At 58.9% G+C, this 16,033-nt stretch carries 12 protein-coding genes and 1 pseudogene; 10 read left to right on the forward strand and 3 right to left on the reverse strand.

Annotated elements, in window-relative coordinates; translation table 11 throughout:
• The first annotated feature begins 44 nt into the window (after positions 1-44).
• From PG2093B_RS03325 to PG2093B_RS03345, 5 genes and pseudogenes are all read left to right on the forward strand, one after another.
• Entirely contained in the window at positions 45-1,586 is a 1,542-nt protein-coding gene (locus tag PG2093B_RS03325; protein ID WP_129897273.1) for a type VI secretion protein ImpB, read from the forward strand.
• Positions 1,583-1,771, forward strand: a pseudogene (locus PG2093B_RS09130) (hypothetical protein); the annotation flags it as partial. The gene PG2093B_RS03325 and the pseudogene PG2093B_RS09130, both read left to right, overlap by 4 nt.
• 372 nt (positions 1,772-2,143) lie before the next feature.
• Complete coding sequence (locus PG2093B_RS03335; RefSeq protein WP_129897277.1) at positions 2,144-2,728, forward strand: DUF6591 domain-containing protein; 585 nt, start codon at positions 2,144-2,146, stop codon at positions 2,726-2,728.
• Between the two features lie 89 nt (positions 2,729-2,817).
• Positions 2,818-4,041, forward strand: a complete 1,224-nt coding sequence (locus tag PG2093B_RS03340; RefSeq protein WP_129897279.1) for a GTP-binding DUF697 domain-containing protein — start codon at positions 2,818-2,820, stop codon at positions 4,039-4,041.
• 215 nt (positions 4,042-4,256) lie between these two features.
• Positions 4,257-4,976: a hypothetical protein gene (locus PG2093B_RS03345; protein ID WP_242502804.1), complete on the forward strand. Its 720-nt coding sequence runs from the start codon at positions 4,257-4,259 to the stop codon at positions 4,974-4,976.
• 143 nt (positions 4,977-5,119) lie between these two features.
• On the opposite strand, the gene PG2093B_RS03350 is transcribed toward PG2093B_RS03345, so the two are convergent.
• On the reverse strand, positions 5,120-6,436 hold the full coding sequence (locus PG2093B_RS03350) for a hypothetical protein (RefSeq protein WP_129897281.1): 1,317 nt from the start codon (positions 6,434-6,436) through the stop codon (positions 5,120-5,122).
• A 108-nt stretch (positions 6,437-6,544) separates the two neighbouring features.
• Complete coding sequence (locus tag PG2093B_RS03355) at positions 6,545-7,255, reverse strand: helix-turn-helix domain-containing protein (RefSeq protein ID WP_242502805.1); 711 nt, start codon at positions 7,253-7,255, stop codon at positions 6,545-6,547.
• A gap of 250 nt (positions 7,256-7,505) precedes the next feature.
• Here PG2093B_RS03355 and PG2093B_RS08945 point away from each other — a divergent pair, with 250 nt between their 5' ends.
• The 5 genes from PG2093B_RS08945 to PG2093B_RS03375 all read left to right on the forward strand — a co-directional run bounded on the left by PG2093B_RS08945 (position 7,506) and on the right by PG2093B_RS03375 (position 11,920).
• Positions 7,506-7,649, forward strand: a complete 144-nt coding sequence (locus tag PG2093B_RS08945) for a hypothetical protein (protein ID WP_165369693.1) — start codon at positions 7,506-7,508, stop codon at positions 7,647-7,649.
• 174 nt (positions 7,650-7,823) lie between these two features.
• The gene (locus PG2093B_RS03360) at positions 7,824-9,326 is read left to right on the forward strand and encodes a DUF308 domain-containing protein (protein WP_242502806.1); all 1,503 of its coding nucleotides are present in this window, start codon (positions 7,824-7,826) and stop codon (positions 9,324-9,326) included.
• Between the two features lie 33 nt (positions 9,327-9,359).
• Complete coding sequence (locus PG2093B_RS03365; protein ID WP_129897285.1) at positions 9,360-10,067, forward strand: hypothetical protein; 708 nt, start codon at positions 9,360-9,362, stop codon at positions 10,065-10,067.
• Between the two features lie 24 nt (positions 10,068-10,091).
• Positions 10,092-10,670, forward strand: a complete 579-nt coding sequence (locus tag PG2093B_RS03370) for a hypothetical protein (RefSeq protein WP_129897287.1) — start codon at positions 10,092-10,094, stop codon at positions 10,668-10,670.
• Positions 10,671-10,711: 41 nt separating this feature from the next.
• Positions 10,712-11,920, forward strand: coding sequence for an SPFH domain-containing protein (locus PG2093B_RS03375; RefSeq protein WP_129897289.1), 1,209 nt, complete (start codon positions 10,712-10,714; stop codon positions 11,918-11,920).
• 337 nt (positions 11,921-12,257) lie between these two features.
• Here the strand turns inward: PG2093B_RS03375 and PG2093B_RS03380 are convergent, their stop codons facing one another.
• Entirely contained in the window at positions 12,258-15,989 is a 3,732-nt protein-coding gene (locus PG2093B_RS03380) for a phosphoribosylformylglycinamidine synthase (RefSeq protein WP_129897291.1), read from the reverse strand.
• Positions 15,990-16,033: the final 44 nt, after the last annotated feature.

A 16,033-nucleotide genomic window follows, 5' to 3' on the forward strand; every position in this document is an offset into this window, starting at 1 on the left:
GCCGATGATTCGACATTTTCGAACAGGTGTTCGAAAATGCTGCCATGACAGACCGCACGTACCTCGCCATAGACCTCAAATCGTTCTATGCCTCGGCGGAGTGCGTGGCGATGGGGCTCAATCCGCTGGACACGAACCTGGTGGTGGCCGATACAAGCCGGACGAGCAAGACCATCTGCCTTGCGGTCTCGCCATCGCTCAAGGCCATCGGCGTCGGTGGGCGCCCGCGCCTGTTCGAGGTCGAGCAACGTGTGGCGCAGGTCAACGAGGAACGGCGGTTGCATGCTCCCGGGCACCGCCTTTCAGGGTCCTCCGCGCATGCCGCGGAACTTGCGGCCTCGCCTGGCTTGGCGCTTGCATACGTCACCGCCAAACCGCGCATGGCGTACTACCTTGACGTGAGTGCGCGCATCTATGGCATCTATCTACGGTTCGCCGCGCAAGAGGACATTCATGTGTATTCGATCGACGAGGTGTTCATCGACGCCACGCGGTACTTGCGGTTCGCGGGCGGCAGCGCCCATGAGCTTGCACGGCGCATCGTGGCCTGCATCTACGCGGAGACGGGCATCACCGCCACCGCAGGCATAGGCACCAATCTTTATCTGGCCAAAGTGGCGATGGACATCGTGGCGAAGCACACCGCGGCCGGGGCGGACGGCGCGCGCATCGCGCAGCTCGACGAAGCATCGTACCGGCAGCTGTTGTGGGCGCACCGGCCCCTCACCGATTTCTGGCGTGTGGGTCCGGGTATCGCGCGGCAGCTGGAGCGCCATGGTCTGTTGGCGATGGGCGATGTGGCGCGGTGCTCGGTGGGTGGTGCTGATTCCTATTACAACGAAGACCTGCTGTACCGGTTGTTCGGCGTGAACGCCGAGCTGCTCATCGACCACGCGTGGGGTTGGGAACTGTGCACGATTGCCGACATCAAAGCCTACCGGCCGGAGCATTCCAGCATGAGCTCGGGGCAGGTGCTCCACGAGCCCTACGATTGGGATCATGCGCGCATCATTGCCTGTGAGATGGCGGATCAACTGGCGTTGGACATGGTCAAACGTGGGGTCGTGACCAGTCAGGTGGCCTTGTCGGTGGGGTATGATGTGACGAGCCTGGAGCGGTCGGGCGCGGAAGCGTACACCGGCCCGGTGTCGCGGGACAGATACGGCCGGCGGCGGCCCAAAAGCGCGCATGGATCGTTGAATCTGGGGCGGCGCACGGCCGCGTCATCGGCATTGCGTGAGGCGATTGGCTCGCTGTACGACCGTATCGTCGACCGCTCGCTGCTCGTGCGGCGACTCAATGTGGAGGCGTCACAGGTGCATGCCGCGCAGGGTGCAGGTGAGGTGAGTGGAGTTGGCGCCGCCGAGGCGGAGCAGCCCGACCTGTTCTCGTTCCTTGCGCAGGATGAAGATGGCCACGGTGACGAGAAGCACACGCGGAACGAGGAGCGTGAGATGAAAATGCAGGAGGCGCTGCTGCATGTCAAAGAGCGGTTCGGCGGCAATGCGGTGATCAAAGGGCTCAACCTCGAAGAAGGCGCCACGGGTGTGGAACGCAACCGGCAGATAGGGGGTCATGCGGCATGAGCATGGAACCCACCCACCGGTACGACGACATCATCGACATGCCACATCACCAATCCAAACGGCACCGGCCCATGGCCGTGGAGCAGCGTGCCGCCCAATTCATGCCGTTTGCGGCCTTGGCCGGGTATGAGGACCTGCTTCAGGAGACGGCCAAGGTGCGCCAGCGGCAAGTTGAACTGGGGGAGGATGCGCAGGAGGCGCTCAATGCGCGACTCGCGGCGGTGTTGGCGCATCTGGGTGAGCACCCGCGCGTGGATATGACCTTTTTCCGTATGGACGGCGAAGGCGGCAGTGGGGAATACCTGCGCATTGAAGGCGGTGTGGTGGCGAAATACCTTGCAGAAGCCAATGCACTCGAGATGACGGACGGTAGGGTGGTTCCCGTGGTTGACATCGTGCGCATTGAGCTGAATGAAGTGTAACGGGCAACACGAGACGTGAATATCGTGTGTATTTTGGTGGATTTTCTGCGTTGTATGGTGGTGGTGGGCGTTGTTCGTTGCTACCATGGAATCACGTGATCGTACTAGTTTTGCAAACGATGTCAGGGAGTTGAGATGCAGCGAGCGCAATCCAGGAAAACGGCGTGGATCATCGGCATCATTGGTGTTGTCGTGGCTGTCGTGGCGGCATGTGTGGCGGTGTTCGTGTTCTATCTGCCGCAGCGTGGCGCTGAGCCGCAGGCTTCGGCCGAGACGGTCGCAGCGGCGGAGGCGTCGCCGTCTCCTTCGGCATCCACCACGGTCACGCCGTCCACGACCGATCCGATGGAGGTGATCCGCAATTACGAGGACTTCATGATGAAGTACGCCGATTTCGCGGAGATGCTCAACAGCCAGGACGGCATGCCGGCGTCGAAGGCCGAGGAATACACCGACTGGCTCGCGAGCTTCGACGACATGATGGCGCAGTTCGACGCCGTGAGCAACACGGAACTCACCCCTGAGCAGGAGAAGTACTTCGACGAGGTCATCGACAAGGTCGACAAGCGCATGAAGGAAGCCACAGGCTCCGAACTCGCCGGCATTCCGCGCACCGCCGAGGAGGCGGAGAAGCAGGCGGAGGAGCGTCAGAAAGAAGCCGACCGCACCGCTGGCCGAACCGGTTCGAACGACAGCTCGGAGTCTTCGCAAGACAAGTGACCGACGGGCCACCGCTGTGGCTGGATGCTGCGCTCTTGGTGTGAAAATGCCAAGGGCGCAGCCGCATGTGATGTGCCTATGATGGCGGCATGACATACGACAACGGCCATGTAATCGACGTGCAGCCCGCCCCTGCGGCCCAGCAGCCTGTGCGTAAGGGCAATGTACTTGTCTTGGGCAACTCCGGGGTGGGCAAGTCCACGCTGATCAATGCAGTGATCGGCGACGACATCGCCAAAACGAGCTTCGGCACGCGCGGCACGACCGAAGAGCTTGCCGTGTACGAAAGCCCGATGGTGCCGTTCCGTGTCATCGACTCAATCGGTTTCGAACCCTCGCCGATCAAGAGCCTGCGCGCAATCCACGCCGTACGCAAATGGTCGCGGTTGAGTGCGCAAGAAGGCAATGAGAACAGCCGCATCAACGAGATCTGGTTCTGTGTGGACGGCACGGCGGCGAAGCTGTTCCCGGAGACGATCCGCAACTTCTCCAACTCGATCGCGATGTGGAAGTCTGTGCCTATCATCGCCGTCATCACCAAGTCGTATTCGCAGGCCGATCGCGCGCGCAACATCGAGATGGTGCGGCAGGCGTTCCACGGGCAGCGTGTGGAACGCAACTTGCGCGCGATCGTGCCGGTCGTCGCGCAGACATTCGTGATCAACGAGACAGCGTTTGCGCCGCCGGAGGGCATCACCGACCTGATCGACGCGACGATGCGCGCGATGCCCGAGGGCATGCAGGGCGGCGCGCACGACCTGATGCAATTCAAACTCACCCGCAAGCGCGTACTGGCACAGGGATTGATCGGTGCGAGTGTAGCGGCGGGCGCGACCGTGGGCGCAGTGCCGATTCCCATCGCGGATTCGCTTGTGCTCTCGCCACTCGAGCTCGCCGAGCTCAACGGATTGGCGCGCCTGTATGGAATCGACAAGCAGGAGGACTCCAAGCAGTTCCTCGATTCGATTGTGCAGGTGGGTACGGCGAGTGTCGTCGCGCATTCCGCGATCAGCGCGATCAAGGCGATTCCGGGCATCAACATCGCGGTCAGTGTGCTCAACGCGATTGTGGCGGCGAGCATCATCGCGGCGCTCGGCGAAGGGGCGGTGCTCGCGTTCGAGCAGGTGTATACAGGCCAGCGCAGTGTGCGCGACATCGGCTGGGTGCAGCATCTTATGGCGGAGCAGTTCGGTGAAGGGTTCCTTGGCAAGGTCAGCGGCATCGCGCAAGCATCTCAGGCCGCCGGCGGCAAAGACATGCGGCAGATGATCATCGAACTCGTCAAAGCCGCGTTCCTCAACCGCAAGCGGTAAATGAATCGCTGATCAAACATCGATTCCGTATAGTGCAGCCGTAGATTCGGTGTTGGGCGAGGGCGCCGTTGAATATGCTTGCGTGCATTGTCTCGCCAATCTCTTTACGGGGCCTGCAGCTAAGCGAAGTCTGCTACCATCGCAATCAATGGCGATGGGGCAGGTGAAGAGACGCCTCCATCATGCTCAGAGAGAAGAGGGGATGAAGCGGACGAGTGAACCCTGCCGCGGATGGATACGGCGCAACAGATGCGGGTATTCATGATGCGTGGCGGGTGATGCCGCGTCATTCCATATTGGATGGGAGGTCCATGCATATGGGTGTGATAAAGAAGATCACGGCATGTATTGGCGCTGTTGTAGTAGGTGCGGCCATTGTCGCCGTCCTATATGGGGCGGTTCCGGGCATTCCGGCGGTCCTTTCAAGCAGCTCCAAATCCACTGACACGCAGGTGATTCATGCGATGGAACAGACCAAAGAGGTGTCTTTGCTTCGTCTCGGCATCACTGGAATAAAGTCAAAAGAGAACAAAAGCCATTTCTTCAATATGGAGATTCCAGGTACCGAGCGCGCGCAGTTCATTCAGTATTCGTTTGATGCCAAACTTGGATTCGACGGCAAAGACGTTGTTATCGAACCAGCCGGTGATAATACATACGACATCACGATTCCCGAATTCAAGTTCATCGGGTATGACCACCCCGAATACCGTACTGTGGTCGATCAGAATGGTGCATTGAGTTTTGGCACCCCTCAGATTGATACGGCCAATATGATCAACGAGATTCTGTCCGACAAGGCGAAGAGCGAGTACGTCGAGAAGAACCGCGACATACTTGAGGATCAAGCGAAATCATTCTATACATCCATCGTACGGAGCGTCAGCCCGGATACGAAGCTCAACTTCACGTTCCAACAGGCTGAAAGTGACTGAGGACGGTGATTGACCGTGCATGTCATGGCCTTTCGCGGATTCCATTGACGATGTGATGGATTCCACAAAAGGCCATGACATGCGCCTGTGTGAACTGGGCTGCACCTGCACCAGCATCGGAAAGGAGACAAGACGAGCGTCTATCACCACAATTTCGGAAAATTCCCGAATACTTTTTTGATCTGATCTCCAGCTTCGTTGGCGACATTCCCAATCTGCTTGGTGCCCTCACTGAAAATGCCCTCAGCTTGGTGCATGAGTTGTCCCGTGCTGTCTGCAATGGCCTGTCCAACCTCACCCATTGCCTGGTCCCACTGTTTTTCGTTGAAGCGCGGAACCGCATATTCCTTTCCCAGCGCCTTATCGAATCGAGCGAGGGCGCTTGCGATCGCATTGCCTTCACGCACCACAACAGGTGCATCCATTGGCAGAAGAATGACACGCATGGTATCATCCTTGCCTTGCACGACGTTTTTGACGGCTTGTTGCAAGTTGTCAGTAGTGTCGGTTAACGATCGATAGCGTGTACGACGGTTTTCTGTGATAACGAACCGATGCTTGCTCAAGAGATCTGGTTTGATGCCCATATCGATAAACCGCTGCACCTTGAGCATGTCTATTCGATCCCGCATGCGAAGGCAATCCGCGGCGACGGCAAGCCATTCCCCGATGCGCGGACGAACTGTTGTCAATACGTCCTTTGCGGATCGCGTATCTGCTGCAGAAGTAATCTTCTCTGTGATGTCCTTGAGTTGAAGCAGCGAATACTGCTGCACCTCATTCACCGTTTGGGCACTGTTGCTCAACTGATCCCAAGTTGCGTCCGAAAGGCTGCCTATGTGCTGCAATTCGTTTTCGGCCTCCGTGACCAATCCTGCGACACTGAGGAATTTTGCCAGCTCGGCGTTCTTCTGCTGTCGCAGTACCTGATCGACTTTGGCGTCAATCTGCTTGAGGTAGTCAGTCATCTCCTTCATGGCCTGCTCGAGGGCAAGCGTCAGCATGAGCATCTCGATATTCGCTACCTTGTCGGGTGTGACTACCCCTGCCAGTGTTGCAAACTGTACGTTGCCCTTGATGCCGCCTTTGCCCGCTTGGCCTATTACTCCCATGAAATTGCCAGTCGATTTGTTGCGCAGCAAGCCGTATTTCTGAGCTTTTTCCGCAGATTCCTTGGTGAGTTTCACCCAGCGTCCGGAATGTTTTTGCATTTTCCCGAACAACTTCACAGCACGATGTGCATTTTTCAATATCGCGGCTTTGCCGATATCGATAGTGTGATTCTCTTCAATCTGAAGTTCGGCTAAAGCCTGGCGAATATCTGCGGAATCGCCAAGAAGCATGAATCCGTCATCATCGCCGTAAACTTCGATCTCATGCGCCATGGCACGGTCCTCTCTTTCTGAATCGGCCTGTTTCCCATTGCCGAGAATTCGATAGGCCACCTGATGTATCGACATGGTATCGCAAGCCAAGGCTGGAATGACGCATGTTTCCGTGAGTGTTCGTAGGAGATTGTGTGTGAGCGGGGCTCCGCCTCATACTGATGTGATGGCGCTCATGTCCGGTCAGGAATCATGTTCGATGATGAGTTGTTCGAACTGCTGTTCGTTTGGAATTGGGTAAGCACTTCTTAGAAGCGCGGAGAATGACTCGCTCGCCATGCCATAGAACGCGCCGAGAATGAGTTGAAATGTCAGGTCGTCGGGAAGTTCGCTGTCTGAAGCGAGCGAGGTCATAAGCGAACTGAACCGTTCGGGATTGGTTTGCCAGATTGCGGACATTTCATGCAAGGTGAGCAGTTTTGCTGCCATGGTTCCAAATTCGGGGGAAGAGAAAAGTTCGTTAAGTGTGTCCGCGCGGTAGCTGCGCATAGTGGGGTTTTTACCGTCATCTGTGGTGCTGCCTGTGCCTTTGCGAATCCATTTGCGCAGTGCGCTGATTGCAGATCCATCAAGACTCAGGTAATCGCATGCATGCTGCAGGTTAAAACTACACTCGTCGGTTTCGCCGGTCAAATACCCCACGTCCACACCGAAGAAATCCGCGAGAATGGACATCGTTTCGTACTTGGGGAAGCCGATGACACCGCTCGTGGTGCGATTGCCGGTGTTGAGCCAGCGGCTCACGTCTTTTTGATGGTATTTCGTGAGGTACTGGCGGTTGAGCGCACTGACCAATCCCAACTGGGTGAGTCCCCGTTCGTCCATACATGCCCGCAGGCGTGTTCTCCACGCCTGCGCACTCGCTTCGTTTATAGTATCCATGGTATAAAACATAGCACATTTATTCCAGATTTATATCATGTTATGTCATTGACACTATAAATCAAAGATTCGAGAATGGTTCTAGCGTGAAACGCTCGTCATTACAACTGTTTCGCACTGGATCGCGTAGGGGAAGGAGTGCTGATTCGCGAATAAAACATGCCCCTTAATGACGAGTTCCTGTGAGCGGTACCAGCCGTTCGCTGTGCGGCCGAAGGTCGGTTGCATACAAGGGAATGTCTCGTCAGAAAGGAGTGCAGTCATGTTTACGCAATTGGCAGGCATGATACTGCGCGGTGTGCGAGCGTTTGAGGATGCGGTGCAAGAACCGGAGCAACAAGGCGAGGTGCACCGCGTCGACGACCACGAAGGAGGCCCCGCCGGGTCTTCCACGCAGGCCGACTGACAGGCATTACAGGGTGATGCGGCGATGTGTTGCTGTATCACCCTGTATGTTTTCGTGGCCGAACATGAAGGAAGTATGAAGAGAAGAAGGGAACATAGGATGTCCACTCCAAACCCAACCCCACAGCCGGGGCGGCAGACATATATGGCTCCGGTCGCAGATGTATATGCGGCCATGGTGCAGATGCTCGGATTCAACGCGTCGTTCGATCTTGTCCATCAGGATGAACAATCGCATGCGGTCACGTTCAGTGCGCCGAATCTCAATGGCCTGTTCACCGCGAAAGTGGTGTCGGGCGAAAACGCCGCATCAAGCGCAGTCGAGATGACCGCACCGATCGACGCCGGCGAGACCGCCCAACAGCTCGTCATGAAGTTCTACAAAGATCTGGGCGATCAGTTGATGGCGCAGACCGCAGTGCAGGCGACATCCGCGCAGACGACGGTGATGAGTGCGCCGACCCAGCAGACCGAAGTGGTGCCACCGGTTCCTGCGGCGAATACCGCGCATGACGCTTCTCATGATGGGCAGAACACCCCTGCTGGGCCGGGGAACCACCGTGCGTCGAAGAATACATTTATGGCGATGCTGACCGACAACAATCCGGGCAAGACCTCAACGATGGCGGTTGCGGCACTTGTTGTGGCTGTGTTGTTCTTGATCTTCGGATTTGTGGCGCTCGGTACACGTCCACCGATTTCCCTGTGCATCATTTTCGCGGTTATTGCCGCGGTGTTGTGCGTGGTAGCGTATCTGAAGACCCAGCCGGGCAAGAAGCATGGGCGTATGCTCACGGTGATCGCTGTGGTGTCCACTGTGGTCGGCCTTGTGTTGTCACTGGTTGGAGGTTTGACAGGGGGCTCTGTCTCAAGCAGCACCGTACTAAACGAAAAGTGCGAGGACATAGCTTTCCCACGTGATGGAATCTCTGCAAAATTACCGGAAATGAAGAAGATTACCGGCCGGATCAGCTACGAATATGCAGATCATATGAGCATGAAAGTATGTGGTGCGTCAGAGGACACCTTTGATGGCTATCTGGCAGATATTAAAAAGGCCGGTTTCACTGTTGATTATGAGAAGAACAGCCACTCCTACCAAGCATTGAATGATGAAGGAGACAAGGTGCGGCTGTATTTCGATGATGATGATTCGGAACTGAGCATTGAAATCGAGTCTGCATCATACATTGACGAACGCGAAAAGGAAAATGCCGAGTACGAGAAGAAACGAGCGGAGGAGGAAGCTCAGAAGAAGGCTAAAGAAGAAGCCGAGAAACAAGCCGAAGAACAGAAGAAGGCCGAAGAGGCTCAGAAGCAGGCCGAAGAAGAGCGCAAGCGCCAGGAAGAAGAGCAGAAGCGCATCCAGGAGGAAGAGGCCAAGAAACAGCAGGAGGCACAGAGCCAAGCCCAGTCCGGTGGCGTCACGCCTGCCGTCAAGGAAGCCATGGACTCGTATGAGTCGTTCATGAACAAGTATTGCGATTTCATGGAGAAATACACGGCTGATGGCGCCCCGACCAGCATGCTGGCCGATTATCTCAAGATGATGAACGAATACAGCGAGACGACGAAGAAGCTGGACGACATGGATCAGTCCACATGGACCGACGCCGACATGCAGTATTACCTCGAAGTCATGAACCGCGTCAACCAGCGTCTCGCTTCGGTCAGCTGAATCATCCCTTCCCCCGCATAGAAAAGAACCATCATGACGACCACATCGAATCCCGCCTCCAACCGCGTGTCCGTGGCGCGGCAGACGTACCAATCATCTGCCGTGCAGACCTATGCCGCGCTGCTGCAGACATTGCGGTTCAGTGCGGGATTCGATGTGGTCGGCAACAATGACACAGCCCAGTCGGTGACGTTCCGCCTGCCCAGTGGTGATGACGAATATGAGGCACACGTGGTGTCTGACGGCGTGCAGAGTGCAGTGGTCATCGATGCCCCACTCGGTGTGAATGATAAGAGCGCCGCATACAGCCGCCTCTACCGCGAGCTCTCCGAACAATTGGCGGCGCAGACCACTGTGGCGAATCCCGATGTGGTGGCCAGCCACCAATTCTGGCAGTCGGTCTTGGCGGATAATCATGGGCCGCGTTCCAAATGGGCGATTGGCGCTGTGGTATTGTCCTGTTTTTCGTTGATAGGCGGAATCTCCATATTCAGCGAACGGCGCCCTGATTGGCAGGTGACCATATTGCTCATCATTGCCATGTTCGTGGTATGCGGCATCGCTTTCGCCTGCACAGGACGAGGGGGCAAGGTGTCTGGCAGACGGCTGGTGTTGATAGCGGTCGCTATCGCTTGTGTCGCCACGGTGCTGTTGTTGATCGCGACCACTGTGGTCCAGATCAGGTATTCCACCAGTTCGGCGCCTGCATTTTCCGTGGCGGTTCCGACCAACACCAGATAGTGAATAGACAATAGAGGAGAGGACATGCGAAGCATTGACTTGCTGCCGAATGAAGGCGTCATCGCGCAATTTGACAATGTCGGATGCGAGAGCCCGGATTTCAAAGGTTTCGAGCGTGGCGAACTGACCTTGACCAATATGAGTCTCGTATTCACCTATACCCAGATCAAGATGTTCGGCAAAGACATCGACCACACGTTCTCGTGGGCGCTTCGTGACATCAAAGTGGTGAACGGCAAGCCGCAGCTCATCGTCGACAAAGGCGACAGCCACCAATGCGATGTTCTGCTGCGCAAAGGAAAGATAGAACTGCGCATGGGATCCCATGCGGATCTGTCGAAGCTGGTGAACGGCATCAACAAGGAAATCACCGGTAGTGACGAAGATGTCGTGGGAGCGCCAAAGACCTTCATCAGTGGCATCGCAAGCATGCTGACCGGTGCGACCAAGGAAATGGCGGAGGCCTTCACCATGAGTGGTCTGGCCAAGCCGGCCGGTGCGAAAAAGGTGTCGAGGGCATGCCTCGGTTGCGGGGCCACGCTGCATGGTTCCGAAGGCACGTCGGTCGTCTGCGAATACTGTGGCCGAACCGAACAGCTGTAATACAAATCGGGAAACTCGGGAGCATAGGGAAGTAGGCAACCATGGCATTGATCAAAGCATTCGCAGGCGCATTGGGCGGCACCTTCGCCGATCAGTGGCTCGATATCATCACGGTCGGCCAATTCGGCGAGCACGTGGCGCTCATGCCGGGCGTCTACCAGGAAACGAATCAAGGGCGCGGATCGAACACCAAGCATTCCGCCGCTGTCATCTCCAACGGATCGCGCATCTATGTGCCTGAGAACACGGCCGCGTTCATCTTCGACCAGTCGGGCATCGAAAGCATCATCACTGAGTCCGGCGGGTACGAATACCGCACCGGCGGCACCGAAAGCGTGTTCGCGGGCGACGGCATCGGCAAATCCATCTTCGGGCAGATCGGCGAACGCTTCAAGTACGGCGGCGAACCGGTGGCGAACAAGCGTGTCGCCTTCGTGAATCTCCGCGAGATCCGCGGCCTCAAGTTCGGCACGCCGGCTCCGCTCATGTACCACGATAAGTTCTACGACACGGATTTGGATATTCGCGCCCGCGGCATGATGTCGCTGCGCATCACGAACCCGACCGCGTTCATACGGCAATTCGTACCGCCGAACGTGGAGTACATCAGTTTCGACGACCCCAAAACAAAGTCGCAGCTGCTCAGCGAATTCATGCAGTCGTTCTCGGTCGCGCTCAACTCGTTGAGCAACGAATACCGCATCTCCGCGCTGCCGAGCCAAGCGAACGCCATCGCGCTCGCCATCAGCGAGGACCCCACCAACGCGGGTACATGGGAGTCGCGATTCGGCATCCACTTGGCGGGCATCGGCATTGAAAGCATTGAGTTCACGCCGGAATCGCGCGAACTCGTCAAGCAGTACTCGTCGAACCGCATGAATGTGACGGCATACGAGAACATCTCCCAGCAGGCGTCGAACATCGCCGCCCAGCAGAAGATCGCCCAAGGCGTGCAAGACAACGGGTTCGGCGATATGGGCGGCATGATGCTCGGTCTCGGCTTCGCTCAGGGTATCAACCCGATGACCGGCGCGATGCCGGGCCAGCAGGCGAATACGGCGAACGCGATGGCCGCCGCGGCGGACGCTCAGCCGACCGTCGCCCAAGCCGCGGCGCAGTCCGCCCCGGCTCCCGCGATGTCCGTGGCGGAACAGATGGAGACGCTGAAGAGCCTCAAGGAGCTGCTTGACGCTGGAATCCTCACCCAGGATGAGTTCGACCTCAAGAAGAAGCAGGTTCTGGGACTGTAGTACGCCTCACCATAGGCCGCTGCGCTCTTGTTGCAGTCGTAGGCGCAACCTGGATAGGAAGCAGTGACTCAACAAGAACGCGCAAATGGGGTCCGCTCATCCGGAAAAGACGTGTGAGTTCCCCGTTTCGTCAACATGAGAACCAATGTTGGGCCTATCTTCGATTGTGGGGTGGAGCCTATGGCGTACAAAGGCGTATTACATCGCTGTTTTCAATTCTTCCTTGCGAATTACAGGTTTTTGTGGCTTGTGATCGACAGGTGACCCACCCCACAATCGAAGATGCGGCCGGCTCGTGCTTAGAGCCGGCCGCATCTTGTATCGGGTCATACCGCCGTTACGCGAAGTATTCCACGCCCGCCTCGAAGATCGGCTGGTAGGTGTTGCCCGGAACATTCACATACAGGCCATTGCCCGAACGCTCGGAGTGGCCCATCTTGCCGAACACGTGGCCGTCGGGGCTCGTGATGCCCTCGACCGCCATCATGGAACCGTTCGGGTTCACCGAAAGATCCATGCTCGGCACACCATCTTCGCTCACGTACTGCGTGGCGATCTGGCCATTGATGGCGAGCTGCGTGAGCAGGTCGGGACGCGCCACGAACCGGCCCTCGCCATGCGAGATCGCCACGGTGTGCACATCGCCCACCTGGGTCTTGGCGAGCCAAGGGGAGAGGTTCGACGCGATGCGCGTGCGCACAAGGCGGCTCTGGTGGCGTCCGATCTCGTTGAACGTGAGCGTGGGGCACTCGTCGGTCATCGGCACGATGTCGCCGTACGGCACAAGGCCCAGCTTGATGAGGGCCTGGAAGCCGTTGCAGATGCCGAGCATGAGGCCATCGCGGTTCTTGAGCAGATCGCGCACGGCCTCGGTGACCGCGGGCGCGCGGAAGAACGCGGTGATGAACTTCGCCGAACCATCCGGTTCGTCGCCGCCTGAGAAACCGCCGGGGATCATGACGATCTGGCTGCGGCCGATCTGCTCGACGAGCGCCTGCGTCGATTCGGTGACGGCCTGCGGGGTGAGGTTGTTGACGATGAGCGTCGTGACCTCCGCGCCGGCACGCTCAAACGCGGCAGCGGTGTCGTATTCGCAGTTGTTGCCCGGGAACACCGGGATCACCACGCGCGGCTTGGCGATCTTCGGACCGGTGTATGGCGCGCGCCGGCCCGCGTCGAAGACCACGGTCTCCACGAGTTCGTTGGTGGCGTGCTCGGTGTGGCGATAGGGGAACACGTCTTCAAGCGCGCTCTCCCATGTCTCCTGAAGCGGAGCCAATGCGAAATCCTCACCAGCGGCGTGGAAGGTGTAGTCCTCGGTCGTCTCGCCGATCTCGCTGATCTCCACGAGGTTCGACGTGGCGGGGATCTTCGCGTCGTCGGCGAGCTCGACGATGAACGAACCATATGCCGGGGCGAACAGGTCGTCGACACTGATGGCATCATCCAAGCTCACACCGATGTGGTTGCCGAGCGCCATGCGGAACAGCGCTTCGGCGGTGCCGCCATAGCCCGGGGTGGAGATGGCCACCGCGTCATGGAAGTCCACAAGCTGTTCGACCGTGGAGAAGGCCTCGAGCAGGCCGTCTTTGTCCGGTGTCAGGCCATCGGCATGGTAGACGGGGGCGATGCGGACCACACGGTGACCCGGCGCCTTGAACTCGGGGGAGGTGGCGCGGCGCATGTCGCCCACCGCCACGGCGAACGAGATCAGCGTGGGCGGCACATCCAGATCCTCGAACGAGCCGGACATGGAATCCTTGCCGCCGATCGCACCCGCACCCAGGTCGACCTGGGCCATGAGCGCGCCCAGCACGGCGGCGACCGGCTTGCCCCAACGGTCGGGCTCGTCGCGCAGTTTCTCGAAGTATTCCTGGAAGCTCAGATACGCCTTTTCATGCTCAAAGCCGGCGGCCACAAGCTTGGCGAGCGATTCCACGACAGAAAGGTATGCGCCGGTGAACTGGTTGCGCTCCATGATGTAGGGGTTGAAGCCCCATGCCATGGCAGATGCCGTCGTCGTCTCGCCGAACACCGGCAGCTTGGCCACCATGGCCATCGGCGCGGTGAGCTGTTCGCGGCCACCGAACGGCATGAGCACCGTACCGGCGCCGATCGTGGAATCGAAGCGCTCGGCAAGGCCCTTGTTGGAAGCCACATTGAGGTCGTTGAGCATCGCGTCCAACCGCTCGGCGAGGGTGCCTTCGTTGAACGGCGTCACATACGTGCCCTGTTGCGCAACGTGGGCGTCCTGGTGCTTGTCGGCGCCGTTGGACGAGAGGAACTCGCGGGAGAGGTTGACGATTTCGTCGCCGTTCCAACGCATCACCATGCGTGGGTCCTCGGTCACGGTCGCGATCACCACGGCTTCGAGGTTCTCTTCCTGGGCGTAGCGCAGGAACTCGTCCACATCTTCGGCGGCCACATCGACGGCCATGCGTTCCTGGGATTCGGAGATCGCCAGTTCGGTGCCGTCGAGGCCCTCGTATTTCTTCGGCACCTTGTTCAGGTCCACGTCCAGGCCGTCGGCGATCTCGCCCACGGCCACGGAGACGCCGCCCGCACCGAAATCATTGCAACGCTTGATCAGGCGTGTGGCGTCGCCACGGCGGAACAGGCGCTGCAGCTTGCGCTCCACGGGAGCGTTGCCCTTCTGCACCTCGGCGCCGTCGAGCTCGAGCGATTCGACATTGTGCGCCTTCGACGAACCGGTGGCGCCACCGATGCCGTCGCGGCCCGTGCGGCCGCCCAGCAGGATGATCTTGTCGCCCGGGGCCGGGGTCTCGCGGCGCACATGGTCGGCGGGCGTGGCCGCGACGACCGCACCTACCTCCATGCGCTTGGCCACATAGCCGGGGTGGTAGATCTCATTGACCTGGCCGGTGGCCAGACCGATCTGGTTGCCGTACGACGAATAACCGTGGGCCGCCGTGGTGACGAGCTTGCGCTGGGGGAGCTTGCCCTCAAGCGTCTCGTCGACCGGCGTATGCGGATCGGCGGCGCCCGTGACGCGCATCGCCTGATACACGTAGGCGCGGCCCGAGAGCGGGTCGCGGATGCAGCCGCCGATGCAGGTGGCCGCACCACCGAACGGTTCGATCTCGGTGGGGTGGTTGTGCGTCTCGTTCTTGAAGAGGAACAGCCAGTCCTCGTCTTCGCCGTTCACGTCGACCTTCACCTTGACGGTGCACGCGTTGATCTCCTCGGACTCGTCGAGGCCGGTCATCACGCCATTGGCCTTGAGCCATTTGGCGCCGAGCGTGCCCATGTCCATCAGGGTGACCGGGCGGTCGGAGCGGCCCAGCTCGTCACGCATCGCCAGATAGCGCTCGAACGCGGCCTGCACCACGGCGTCGTCGATCGTCACCGAGTCGAGCTGTGTGCCGAACGTGGTGTGGCGGCAGTGGTCGGACCAATAGGTGTCGATCACACGGATCTCGGTGATGGTCGGGTCACGGCCCTCCTCCTCGAAATACCGGCGGCAGAACTCAAGGTCGGCCACATCCATCGCCAGACCGCGGTCCGCGATGAAACGCTCCATCTGCTCGGCCTCCATCGAGCGGAACCCGTCGATCACCTCGACCGGGCCCGGGGTGGGCACCTGCGCGGTGAGCGTGTCTTTCGTCTCGAGGCCCGCCTCGCGCGCTTCGACCGGATTGATCACGTAATGCTTCACCGCGTCCACGTCGGGCGTGTTCAACGCGCCGTCGAGCGCATAGATGGTCGCGGTGCGCACGGTCGGGCGTTCGCCCTGGCTGATGAGCTGGATGCACTCGCTCGCCGAATCGGCGCGCTGGTCGAACTGGCCGGGCAGGTACTCCACGGCGAACACGGCGTTCTCACCGAAATCCGGCAGGTCAAAGCTCGCATTGTCTGACTGCGGTTCGCTGAACACGGTGGGCACGACCTGCTCGAACAGCTGTTCGTCAATGCCCTCGACGTCGTAACGGTTGACGAGTCGAACGCCCTTGAGGGTGCGGATTCCAAGGATGGTGCGCAGCTCGTTCGTCAGCTGCTGGGCCTCGACATCGAATCCGGGTTTCTTCTCTACATAGACGCGGAAAACCACGATTGTTCCTTCGCTTCTTGTGTGGTGGCTCGGGTGATGGACGG

This window comes from Bifidobacterium pseudolongum subsp. globosum, from assembly GCF_004155535.1.
GTDB lineage: Bacteria > Actinomycetota > Actinomycetes > Actinomycetales > Bifidobacteriaceae > Bifidobacterium > Bifidobacterium pseudolongum_C.

What these genes read in the sequence shown, in the direction of transcription:
- PG2093B_RS03325 (WP_129897273.1), top strand. Translation starts at nt 45, where the DNA reads ATGACAGACCGCACGTACCTCGCCATAGACCTCAAATCGTTCTATGCC.
- PG2093B_RS03335 (WP_129897277.1), top strand. Translation starts at nt 2,144, where the DNA reads ATGCAGCGAGCGCAATCCAGGAAAACGGCGTGGATCATCGGCATCATT.
- PG2093B_RS03340 (WP_129897279.1), top strand. Translation starts at nt 2,818, where the DNA reads ATGACATACGACAACGGCCATGTAATCGACGTGCAGCCCGCCCCTGCG.
- PG2093B_RS03350 (WP_129897281.1), bottom strand. Translation starts at nt 6,436, where the DNA reads ATGTCGATACATCAGGTGGCCTATCGAATTCTCGGCAATGGGAAACAG.
- PG2093B_RS03355 (WP_242502805.1), bottom strand. Translation starts at nt 7,255, where the DNA reads ATGTTTTATACCATGGATACTATAAACGAAGCGAGTGCGCAGGCGTGG.
- PG2093B_RS08945 (WP_165369693.1), top strand. Translation starts at nt 7,506, where the DNA reads ATGTTTACGCAATTGGCAGGCATGATACTGCGCGGTGTGCGAGCGTTT.
- PG2093B_RS03360 (WP_242502806.1), top strand. Translation starts at nt 7,824, where the DNA reads ATGGTGCAGATGCTCGGATTCAACGCGTCGTTCGATCTTGTCCATCAG.
- PG2093B_RS03365 (WP_129897285.1), top strand. Translation starts at nt 9,360, where the DNA reads ATGACGACCACATCGAATCCCGCCTCCAACCGCGTGTCCGTGGCGCGG.
- PG2093B_RS03370 (WP_129897287.1), top strand. Translation starts at nt 10,092, where the DNA reads ATGCGAAGCATTGACTTGCTGCCGAATGAAGGCGTCATCGCGCAATTT.
- PG2093B_RS03375 (WP_129897289.1), top strand. Translation starts at nt 10,712, where the DNA reads ATGGCATTGATCAAAGCATTCGCAGGCGCATTGGGCGGCACCTTCGCC.